This is a genomic window from Puia dinghuensis (genome assembly GCF_014642875.1).
In the GTDB taxonomy this organism is placed as follows: Bacteria; Bacteroidota; Bacteroidia; order Chitinophagales; family Chitinophagaceae; genus Puia; species Puia dinghuensis.
On sequence record NZ_BMJC01000021.1, the window covers coordinates 403 to 964 of the forward strand.

At 56.0% G+C, this 562-nt stretch carries 1 protein-coding gene; it reads left to right on the forward strand.

From position 1 onward, the window contains the following. The coding region (locus IEY39_RS29610) for an ABC transporter permease (protein ID WP_308423277.1) at positions 1-562 on the forward strand (562 nt) is incomplete at both ends.

Here is a 562-nt window from a genome sequence, read left to right on the forward strand (position 1 = left end):
TAACGAGCGTTATCAGGATAACTTTTCCCGGAAGGTAAACCTGGCAAGTCTTTATGGACTGGCGGGGATTGCGCTTTTTATCCTGGTGATCGCTGCAATCAACTTTATCAACTTATCCACGGCGCAGTCTGTCCGCCGGGCGCGGGAGATCGGGGTCCGTAAGGTGCTGGGTAGCGGGCGGTCGGCGATCATTCTCCAATTCCTGAGCGAGACTCTTCTGCTGGTGTTGGTTGCGGCGGCGCTGGCGCTGCTGACTGTGCGCCCGCTTCTAATCGCCCTGCAGCCCTTGCTGCCGAGGGGCGTCCACCTGCAAATCTTCACCTGGCCGACAGGTTTGTTCTTGTTACTCATCGTGACGGTGACCTGCCTGCTGGCTGGTTTTTACCCGGCCCGAGTGCTATCGGCCTATCTGCCGGCCCTAAGCCTGAAGGGGCACGGTATCCGGCAACTGAACAGCAAGAGCTTCTTGCGACGATCGCTGATCGTATTCCAATTCACCGTTTCACTGATCTTTATTATCGGGACCTTGATCATCGGGCGCCAGATCCATTATTCACTGAAT